We start from the raw sequence: 9,754 nt of genomic DNA, 5'->3' as shown, positions 1-9,754 counted from the left end.
AATCCGAATTCTTTACGGTTGATCTTGCCTTCGACACTGAAACCTGCCTTTGTCTGTCCATAAGGGTCCACCACGGTGCCGTGATATTCCACATTGAGTGTAATGGGCCGTGTGGTGCCACGAATAGTGAGTTCTCCATTCAGCTTTTCAAAACCGGGTTTCAGCTCTTCGTAGTCTTTGCCTTCAAATCTGATTTGCTCATGGTTATCGGCATCAAAAAAGTCAGCTGACTTCAGGTGCGTGTCGCGCTGCTCGTTGTTGGTGCTGATGGAATTAACATCGGCCGTGAACACAATGCTTTTGGTGTTGTGAAAATCTTCACCTTCTGTTTCCACTTCTACATTGAATTTTTCGAAATAGCCGGTCACGGTTGTAATCATCAGGTGGCGTACTTTGAACTGCACCTCACTGTGTGCCGGGTCTACGATCCATTTAGTTGTTGCCATAGGTATAAGTGGTTTTTAACTTGTTTAATTATATATGGTTGCCAGTGCCTTTAGCATACTGCATCACAGGTAATAGGGTTATAATCTGGTAGTTATTTGCTCAGGGATTGGGAGGCATATTGGGTTCTGCGCCTGCTCTGAATGTAGCGATGGCCCTGTTCTGGTAAAAAAGGGTGAGGATTTCGCCGGCAATGCGGTAAGAGTCTGCTTTTTCGAGTACGGCCATCAGGAGGTTCTCCTGCTCAATGATGGGGCACATGGCCCGTGTGGTGCCAAGGTTAGTCAGCTTAAGAGAGCCATTATCAACGCTATACCTGCCCATCAACCGGTTGCAGCCTGTGTACCCTTTTAGCTTCATTTTCACCAGCTTCGAAGCGGATATAAGCGGTGCGGTTTTCAGGATTATCCTGGAACTGCTGATCCTGCAAAGAGAGCAGAATCCAGTAAGAGCTTTTCAGCTCTGTGTCTCCTTCAACGCCGTACTGTCTGTTCTTCTCGCTAAGGTTACAGGCGTTCAGGCACAGGAGGAGTAGTAAGAGCCAACTGGTGCGTACCATATTTTTCATAGTGTCTTTCGTTAAGGGCATAAGTTTATCGGAAGCTTTGTCCAGGTATGGAATTGCATACGCATAAGACCGGAATTAGGTAGCATGGCACCCTAAAGCAGGAAGTCCACCCGGGAGGTGGACTTCACTTTTGGCTTTATTTCTGATAACCCCGTACGCTTCGGCCGTAACTCGAAATAGGAGAGTCGGCCGAATAATCCGGACCCGATCGGTAACCATAGCCACGTGGGCTGCGACTTGGAGAGTCATCATAGTCACGGTCACGGAAGCGACGTGTTTCATAGTTGTCATTACGGCCTTCACGATCCTGATTGCGGTGATCGTAGTTGCTGCCATACTGGCGACCGTAGTCATTGTCGCTGCTGCTGCGGCTGTGCTCACTACGGTCGTAGTAGCGGTCGTCCAGGCTTTCAGAATCTTCTATGCTTCGGCGTCCGTCCTGCCGGCGATGCGCATAATTATAGCGCTCGTCCTGGCCGTACTGGTCAAAGCGGCGTCCATGGCCGGTATGGCGGTAGCTGTTCTCCTGACGGTCATAGCGGCGGTTGGCATGGTCCACATCACTTTCTCTTCGCCAGCCGGTTCCACGTGTTTTCTCGTAGCCGCCCTGCCGCTCGTAGTTCATGTATGGGTTCGGGTCGCCGTAGCGGTAGTGGTCGCCCTGTGAACTGCCGCTGCCAGAGCCATAGTTATAATTGTCTCTGTCGCGATTGCTATACTGGTTGCTGCCACTGCCACCCCATTCGTTCTGGTGCATCTGCCCCTGGGTATGGCGGTCATCCTGATCGCGGTTGCTGCGCCAGCTGCTGGCTCCATAGCCACCCACCGGGCCACTACTGCCATAGCTTGTGCTGCCCTGGCTGCTTACGTTTCGGTACTCGTGGTGCTGGTCCGGCATACCGTAGTAGTTGCCGCGGTTTTCGTAACGCGACTGGTAATTAGATAGATTGCTTGATTGGTTATACCTGTCTCCGGATCGTCTCCCTTGCTCACGGTAGCTTCTACCAAAATCTTCGTTATGTCTCATAGGTTTATGTTTTATAGATTCATGTTCAATTATGCTTTTTAAACGAGCATCAAGCCGCAGTGTTTGGTTAAGGCATCATTTGCATACGCTCCAGCAGTGATTCAACTCGGTTACAGTATGGAAAGCACGAAGTTAAAAAGTCAGGCTATACCTGAGGAGTCGCTGCTGCTGGGCTGATTTCGAAAAGAGAGTGCTCAATGCGGCCTTTGCCTGGTGCCTGTACGGACAGGCGCAGCGGCAGTGCCTGGGCGGGGTTTTGGGTAGGGAACCAAGGCCTTTGCTCCTGCACCACAATCAACATACCTTCCGGGCCTCCCGCAGCTTCAAACAGCGCATTGGCCGATTTCCAGCGAGGCAGTTGCAGCTTCTCACGCAGCTCCTGCGCAAAGGATGCCACATCACGCACAGGCAAGCCTACTTCTGCCACACCTATAAGCTGCTCGGGCCCAAAAGGTGCCAGGCTGGCTGAGGCTGTGCGGTGTGAAATAAACTCCAGCAGGTTGAGCTCCGGATCATAAAAATAAAGTGCCTGGGCTTGCCATGCTTCGTGGTATACGACAGGCGAAGTGGAACCGGGCGCATACAGAAACGCTACACGATCCTGCAACCATTCGCCTGCTTCCCCAATCCGGTTGCCTGGTAAATTAAAAGCAAGATGGTAGCCACCTACTGGCCGCTCCAGGTTTGTGCGGAAAGTCAGGGTGCTGTGTCCCACCTGCACACTGAAGGCCTGCTGCTCTTCTGACAGCAGTGGTAGCCCCAGTGTTTCGGTATAAAATGCCTTCAGCTCCTCAGGCTGGCGTGTATGCAGTTCAACAGAAATTATTTTCATCAGATTGTCACTAGGAATGGTGCTTACTTAAGAGATATACGAGAATAAATAACAGAGGACATTTAGAGGGGAGATACCTATTTAAAGGAATTTAAACCAACTCTTCATTATTGGTTTCGTTAAATACTATCTGTAAATCTATCAAAATCAGCAGGTCATGAAAGAAAAAGAAAGTATGAAAGGCAATGGACAGGATAAGTCAAAGTACTCCAAAGCCGAAAAATCCCGTAACGCCAGCAAAGGCACAACCCTCACCACCCGCCAGGGGCACCCTGTCACTGACAATCAGAACATTAGAACAGTAGGCAACCGTGGCCCGGCTACCATGGAGAACTACCACTTCATAGAAAAGATATCGCATTTTGATCGTGAGCGCGTACCGGAGCGCGTAGTGCATGCCCGTGGTGCCGGAGCACACGGTGTGTTCCAATCGTATGGTACAGTGGGCAATGATCCTATTGAAAAATTTACCCGCGCCAAGGTATTTAAGAAAGGAAAAGAAACACCAGTGTTTGTGCGCTTCTCTACCGTAGGCCATGGTACGCACTCGCCTGAGACGCTGCGTGACCCACGCGGCTTTGCCGTGAAGTTTTATACCGAAGACGGTAACTGGGACCTGGTAGGCAACAACCTCAAGATATTCTTCATTCGCGACGCCATGAAGTTTCCGGACCTGATCCACTCCCAGAAGCCAGATCCGGTAACCAATATACAAAGTGCCGAGCGCATCTTCGATTTCTTCTCCGGTACACCGGAGGCAACTCATATGGTTACCTTCCTGTATTCGCCCTGGGGTATACCTGCCAATTACCGTCAGATGCAGGGCTCGGGCGTGAACACCTACAAGTGGGTAAACGAAGATGGTGAAGCGGTGCTGGTAAAATACCACTGGGAGCCAATGAAACAGGGTATCCGCAACCTGACTCAGAAAGAAGCGCAGGAGATACAGGGCAAGAACTTCAACCACGCCACGCAGGACCTGTACGAGGCCATCGAGCGCGGGGACTTTCCGGAGTGGGAACTGAACGTGCAGATCATGAGCGACGACGATCATCCGGAGCTGGATTTCGATCCGCTGGACGATACCAAACTGTGGCCGAAGGAGCAGTTTCCATGGCACCCAGTGGGTAAGATGACCCTGAACCGCAACCCGGTGGACTACTTCAACGAAGTGGAGCTTTCGGCTTTCGGTACAGGTGTGCTGGTCGACGGGTTGGACTTCTCGGACGATAAAATGCTGCAGGGGCGTACCTTCTCTTACTCCGATACGCAGCGTTACCGGGTAGGCGCCAACTATCTGCAGCTACCGATCAATGCACCGAAGACCCATGTGGCCACGAACCAGCGCGGCGGACAAATGGCCTTTGACACGGACTTTGCAGAAGGCCAGAACATCCACGTAAACTATGAGCCGTCTATACTGGGCGGCCTGCAGCAGGCTGAAAAGCCGAAGGAGTATTCGCCGCGTTACGAAGCGAACCTGGTGCGTCAGCCAATCGACCGACCGAACCCGTTCGGTCAGGCTGGGGAGACTTACCGCAATTTCGAGGACTGGGAACGTGACGAACTGATCAACAACCTGGGCAATGACCTGGCCAAATGCGATAGCCGCATACAGGGCAAGATGCTGGAGTACTTCACCCAGGCCGACGAAGACTATGGCCGCAGAGTGCGAGAAAGCATTGACCGTGCTACGAAGGAGATGAAGAAGATGATGATGGAGCACAAGAAGATCGAGGCATGGATGGCCCGTCAGGTAATGTAACCGGCGAAGAAGGTGTGCAGGATGCGCAAGGCAAGTCACACGAGGCCAAGCCGTATTAACAGAAGAATTGTTTAGGTATAGAGAGGCCGCTCCCAGGAAGGAGCGGCCTTTTTTTGTTCATTCCCACATCTCCCGAATTTTAGCTAATTTTGCAGTATTGTGAGAAAGCATAAGAAGAAGACTAATTTCGAAATACTCGAGAACATTCGAATCGAGGAGATGGTAGCGGAGGGCAAGTGCCTGGCGCGCCACGAGAATATGGTAGTGTTTGTGGGCGGTGTGGCTCCCGGCGACGTGGTAGACCTGCGCGTGACACGCAAGAAGAAGAGCTTCATGGAGGCGGAGGCCATTAACTTCCACAGCTACTCCGAGGTACGTGTGCAGCCATTCTGTGAGCACTTCGGTACCTGCGGCGGTTGCAAGTGGCAGCACATCGGCTACGACACGCAGCTGTTCTACAAGCAGAAGCAGGTGCAGGATAACCTGGAGCGCATCGGCAAGGTGGCGCTACCGCCTTTCGACCCGATCCTGGGTTCTGCCAAAGACAAGTTCTACCGCAACAAACTGGAGTTCACCTTTTCCAACTACGGCTGGCTGACAAACGAGCAGATCAAGTCAGGGGAGGAGCATGAGCGCCGGGCACTGGGTTTCCACATGCCGGGCCGTTTTGATAAGATACTTGACATTCAGAACTGCTATCTGCAGCCGGAGCCTTCCAACAGCATCCGACTGGCCGTGCGCGACTATGCCCGGGCTAACAATCTGGTGTTTTTTGATAAGCTGCGTATGAACGGCTGGTTGCGCAACCTGATCATCCGCACGGCTAATACCGGCGAACTGATGGTGATCGTGCAGGTATACCATGAGGACGAGGAGGCTTTGACAGGCTTACTGGATCATTTGGCTACAACTTTCCCTGAGATCACTTCGCTGCAGTATGTGGTGAATGGAAAAGGCAACGAGACTTTCCACGACCTGGAAGTAGTTTGCTACAAAGGCCTGCCTTACATTCATGAGGAAATGGAAGGGATACGCTTCCGGGTCGGTCCAAAATCCTTCTACCAGACCAACGGTGACCAAGCGTATGAGCTCTATAAACTTACCCGCGAGTTTGCCGGTCTGACCGGGAATGAACTGGTGTATGACCTCTATACCGGAGCCGGTACCATTGCCAACTTTGTGGCCCGTCAGTCACGTGAGGTCATCGGTATAGAATATGTGCCAAGCGCCATCGAGGATGCCAAGATCAATTCTCAGATCAACGACATTACCAACACGACCTTCTATGCCGGCGACATGAAAGACATCCTTTCGGATGAGCTGATCGAGCGCCATGGCAGACCGGATGTGGTGATCACGGATCCACCGCGTGCAGGTATGGACGAGAAGGTGGTGGCGAAGCTTCTGCAAGTGCATGCGAATCGCATTGTGTATGTGAGCTGCAACCCGGCCACGCAGGCACGTGATTTGGAGCTGCTCTCTGAGAAGTATGACGTAGCACGGGTGCAGCCGGTGGATATGTTCCCACAGACGCACCACGTAGAAAATATTGTTCTGTTAACAGCTAAATAAAAGCGAATGCAAAACGATCCTGAATTAAACGGTAAATACCTCGGTACCATTTCCAAAGACTTTGTGGTGGTGGCTGAGACCCTGCGTGAGGCATCGTACCAGGTGCGCAAACGCCATATTTCAAAGTACCCGATCTTTGTTTTTGCCCGGACGGAGGTGCCCATTGGCTCACTCTTTCTGGCCAAAGAGGAACTGGCGCTGGAGTGGAATATTAACGCTTCTTATTTAGAAGACTTCATCAAACACCGCCTGGTAGACCCGGAGAAAATAGAAGACTTTCAGGCAGCTTACAAAGACCCGGACGAGTTCTGCTGCCTCTTTGTGGTGGATGGAGAGAACTTCACCAACTTCGTGTTTATACCTTATCCAGAGGATTAATTTTTGGCAAAGGAATTTGTGACAATAGACAAAGTTCTTTTCAACTTGAGTTAAACAAAAAAGAGAAGCCTCAACAGCTTCTCTTTTTTGTTTGTCTTAAAAATGCTGCCATCCCTGCGCCTGTAGCGGGAACGACTGACCGTGCTTGTTGGCCAGGTTAATGCCCTCGCTCTTGTCAGTGATCTTACCGATGATACTGATGTCGGGGTGGTTCTTTACTTTGTCGTAGTCCGAAATTGGCACCGTGAACAGCAGTTCATAGTCTTCGCCGCCGTTGAGGATGCAGGTGATCGGGTCGAGTTTGAACTCCATGGCCGCCTCCAGCGTCTGCTCATCTACGGGCAGGTTGTCTTTGTAGATAGTGGCACCCACACCGGACTGAGCACAGATATGGAAAAGCTCCGAGGCCAATCCGTCTGACACATCGATCATAGATGTTGGTTTGATGTCACGCTCTTTCATGTCATGGATCACATCCATGCGCGCCTCCGGGCGAAGCTGACGACCGATGATGTATTGTCTGTCTTCGAGTTGCGGCTGCATCTCCGGGTCAGCCATAAAGGCCTGCTTCTCGCGCTCCAGTATCTGGAGGCCAAGATAGGCTGCGCCCAGGTCGCCGGTCACGCAGATCAGGTCATTTTCTTTAGCACCGCTGCGTAGCACCGCATTGCCTTTGGCCACCTCACCAATAGCCGTGATGCTGATCACCAGACCGGTGCGGGAAGAGGTCGTGTCGCCACCCACAAGGTCCACACCGTAGTTCTCGCAGGCTAGGCGCATCCCTTCATAGAGTTCCTCTACGGCCTCCACTGTATACTTGGCTCCCAAAGCAATGTTTACTGTGATCTGGGTAGGCTTGGCGTACATGGCCGCGATATCCGACACATTCACAGCCACTGCTTTGTAGCCCAAGTGCTTCAGCGGACAAAAGGTGAGGTCGAAGTGCACACCCTCCAGCAGCATGTCGCTGGTTACCACAATCTGTTTTTCGCCCGGCTCCAGAATGGCCGCATCATCACCTATCCCTTTGATAGTGGAAGGCTGTGTGAGCTCAATTTTTTCATTCAAGCGCTTGATCAGGCCAAACTCGCCTAATTCACTAAGTGGGGTATAGTTACTCATCTTGTTTCTGCTTTATACCTGCAAAGGTACGCAAATTATAAGGTATGGGCGTAATCTACCCATTTCGGAATTCCTGAACGATATTTAGCGCAGAAGTAGTAGTTTTGCATCTGGCTCCCGCACTGTGCGGGAAGCTGTGTCATAGAGTTGTTTGTGAAGCAAAGCAGACAAAGCATAAGTTGATTTGGCAAAGATGAAAAATAAGGTAGTGCTCGTGACGGGCGGTACATCAGGTATAGGCAAGGCACTGGTATTTGCCTTTGGCAGGGCAGGAGCGAAGGTGGCTTACTCAGGTCGCAACCAGCAGAACCTCGACCAGACGGCCCAGGAGCTAACAGCGCAGGTATAGATAACCTGGCCATTAACGCTGATGTGAGTATGGAGGCTGACTGTGAGCGTATGGTAACCGAAACCGTGAACAGGTATGGCAAGCTGGATGTCCTGATTAACAATGCTGGCATTTCGATGCGGGCGCTGTTCCAAGACCTGGACCTGGATGTGCTGCGCAAGGTGATGGACATCAACTTCTGGGGTACGGTATACAGCACCAAGTATGCGTTGCCTCACATTCAAACGGCAAAAGGCTCTATCATCGGTATCTCGTCAATTGCCGGTTACCGCGGCTTGCCTGCCCGTACTGGCTACTCGGCGTCTAAGTTTGCGATGCATGGTTTCCTGGAAACGCTCCGTACCGAGCTGCTGCATTCCGGTGTGCATGTCCTGATTGCCTGCCCGGGCTTTACGGCTTCCAACATTCGCAACACAGCGCTTGCAGCTGACGGACAACAGCAAGGCGAGACACCGCGTGACGAACAGAAAATGATGAGCGCCGAGGAAGTGGCCGACCGCATCCTGCAAGCCACGATCAAACGCAAGCGCGATCTTGTGATGACCACCCAGGGCAAGATGGCGGTATGGGTGAACAAACTTTTCCCGAGCCTGGCTGATAAGCTGGTGTACAATGTGATGGCGAAGGAAAAAGACTCACCGTTGAAGAAGTAAACTACTGTGTCATAAAATTACGGCAGCTCCAGCAGATTGTGCTTGCGCACGTAAGCCTTTTCGCCTTTCCAGCGGATCTCGTACCAGATATCTTGCTCCCCTGTAATAGGTACTTTGTGCCCCTGCGAAACAGTAGCCAGCCAGGTAGCCCCAGCTGAGGGTGCTGACATGATTGCCACCTGATCGTTGCGGATAATGCCTTCGTCACCCAGGTCGAGGAAGTTGATGTAGTAGAGGATGAAGAGTAGGTATAGCACAAAGCCTACTTTGAAAGTCTGGCTGAAGCGGTGCCCTTTGCGCCAGCTCACAAACATCACCGTCACGGTTACCACAGCCACGAGCAGCAGCAGCTCCAGAATGCGCATGTAGTGCTTGCTGAACTGGGTTTTGAAGAACTGCAGGTCATTGTACTCATAACCGCTCAGCCGGTGCGTCTGTCCGAGCTCCTCCATCTTTTTGAGGACCGATCGGCTGGGCTGTTTCTTGTAGAAGAGATGCAGGTAATACATGGCTCCGGTATAGTCACGCACACTTTCCTTGATGTAGGCCATCTTGAGGAGCATTTGCGGGGTGTATACCTGCTGGTGCTGCAGCAACGAATCATAAAGCGTGAAAGCCTCAGTGTACTGCAGGCTGTTAAAGAGAGAATCAGCTTGGGATAGGGCTTTATTATCTGTCTGACTATAAACTGGTTCGGTGTTTAGCGCCAAAAAAAGGAGCAAAAAACCAGAGATTTTGAACCAAAGATTTTGCATTTAAACAGATAGATATTACTTTTGCAACGCAATTAAGGGAATCGCCCTTGAGAATGCAAGTTAGTAAAAAGATTCTGTAGCTCAGCTGGTAGAGCAATACACTTTTAATGTATGGGTCCTGGGTTCGAATCCCAGCGGGATCACAAATAGCGCCTCCTTTATCTAAGTAAGGAGGTGCTTCATTTCACTAACTTATTACTGATTCTGTAGCTCAGCTGGTAGAGCAATACACTTTTAATGTATGGGTCCTGGGTTCGAATCCCAGCGGGATCACTTCAAAAGCCTCAAA

Annotated in this window: 10 protein-coding genes, 2 tRNA genes and 1 pseudogene; 6 read left to right on the top strand and 7 right to left on the bottom strand. The window is 51.3% G+C overall.

What is annotated here, in order from left to right:
* The 5 genes from O71_RS04750 to O71_RS04735 form a co-directional block, all read right to left on the bottom strand.
* A partial coding sequence (locus tag O71_RS04750; protein WP_007653807.1) for a YceI family protein occupies nt 1-446 on the bottom strand: 446 nt, incomplete at its 3' end.
* A gap of 100 nt (nt 447-546) precedes the next feature.
* Nucleotides 547-804, bottom strand: coding sequence for an META domain-containing protein (locus O71_RS22505; protein WP_071530837.1), 258 nt, complete (start codon nt 802-804; stop codon nt 547-549).
* Complete coding sequence (locus O71_RS04745) at nt 755-1,012, bottom strand: hypothetical protein (RefSeq protein ID WP_040573659.1); 258 nt, start codon at nt 1,010-1,012, stop codon at nt 755-757. The genes O71_RS22505 and O71_RS04745 overlap by 50 nt, the downstream gene beginning before the upstream one ends.
* A 136-nt stretch (nt 1,013-1,148) precedes the next feature.
* Nucleotides 1,149-2,039, bottom strand: coding sequence for a hypothetical protein (locus O71_RS04740; protein WP_040573656.1), 891 nt, complete (start codon nt 2,037-2,039; stop codon nt 1,149-1,151).
* A 145-nt stretch (nt 2,040-2,184) separates the two neighbouring features.
* The gene (locus O71_RS04735; protein ID WP_007653800.1) at nt 2,185-2,871 is read right to left on the bottom strand and encodes a VOC family protein; all 687 of its coding nucleotides are present in this window, start codon (nt 2,869-2,871) and stop codon (nt 2,185-2,187) included.
* A 157-nt stretch (nt 2,872-3,028) separates the two neighbouring features.
* Here O71_RS04735 and O71_RS04730 point away from each other — a divergent pair, with 157 nt between their 5' ends.
* The 3 genes from O71_RS04730 (at nt 3,029) to O71_RS04720 (ending at nt 6,586) form a co-directional block, all read left to right on the top strand.
* Nucleotides 3,029-4,636 carry a catalase gene (locus O71_RS04730; protein ID WP_007653798.1) on the top strand — a complete coding sequence of 536 codons (1,608 nt, stop codon included), beginning with the start codon at nt 3,029-3,031 and terminating at the stop codon, nt 4,634-4,636.
* A 159-nt stretch (nt 4,637-4,795) separates the two neighbouring features.
* On the top strand, nt 4,796-6,208 hold the full coding sequence (gene rlmD / locus O71_RS04725) for a 23S rRNA (uracil(1939)-C(5))-methyltransferase RlmD (RefSeq protein WP_007653796.1): 1,413 nt from the start codon (nt 4,796-4,798) through the stop codon (nt 6,206-6,208).
* A gap of 6 nt (nt 6,209-6,214) precedes the next feature.
* Nucleotides 6,215-6,586, top strand: a complete 372-nt coding sequence (locus O71_RS04720) for a hypothetical protein (protein WP_007653794.1) — start codon at nt 6,215-6,217, stop codon at nt 6,584-6,586.
* Nucleotides 6,587-6,682: 96 nt separating this feature from the next.
* Here O71_RS04720 and thiL read toward each other — a convergent pair whose 3' ends face one another.
* A complete protein-coding gene (gene thiL / locus O71_RS04715) occupies nt 6,683-7,708 on the bottom strand; it encodes a thiamine-phosphate kinase (RefSeq protein WP_007653793.1) in 1,026 nt (341 codons plus the stop codon).
* Between the two features lie 193 nt (nt 7,709-7,901).
* Here thiL and O71_RS04710 point away from each other — a divergent pair.
* Nucleotides 7,902-8,710, top strand: a pseudogene (locus tag O71_RS04710) (SDR family oxidoreductase).
* 17 nt (nt 8,711-8,727) lie between these two features.
* On the opposite strand, the gene O71_RS04705 reads toward O71_RS04710, so the two are convergent.
* Nucleotides 8,728-9,420 carry an SH3 domain-containing protein gene (locus O71_RS04705; RefSeq protein WP_234986371.1) on the bottom strand — a complete coding sequence of 231 codons (693 nt, stop codon included), beginning with the start codon at nt 9,418-9,420 and terminating at the stop codon, nt 8,728-8,730.
* 115 nt (nt 9,421-9,535) lie between these two features.
* Here O71_RS04705 and O71_RS04700 point away from each other — a divergent pair.
* Nucleotides 9,536-9,608, top strand: a tRNA-Lys gene (locus O71_RS04700).
* Nucleotides 9,609-9,665: 57 nt separating this feature from the next.
* Nucleotides 9,666-9,738: transfer RNA gene (locus O71_RS04695), tRNA-Lys, on the top strand.
* Nucleotides 9,739-9,754: the final 16 nt, after the last annotated feature.

Source organism: Pontibacter sp. BAB1700, from assembly GCF_000277005.1.
GTDB classification, from domain to species: Bacteria; Bacteroidota; Bacteroidia; order Cytophagales; family Hymenobacteraceae; genus Pontibacter; species Pontibacter lucknowensis.
This window is presented reverse-complemented; position numbering and strand designations above follow the sequence as displayed.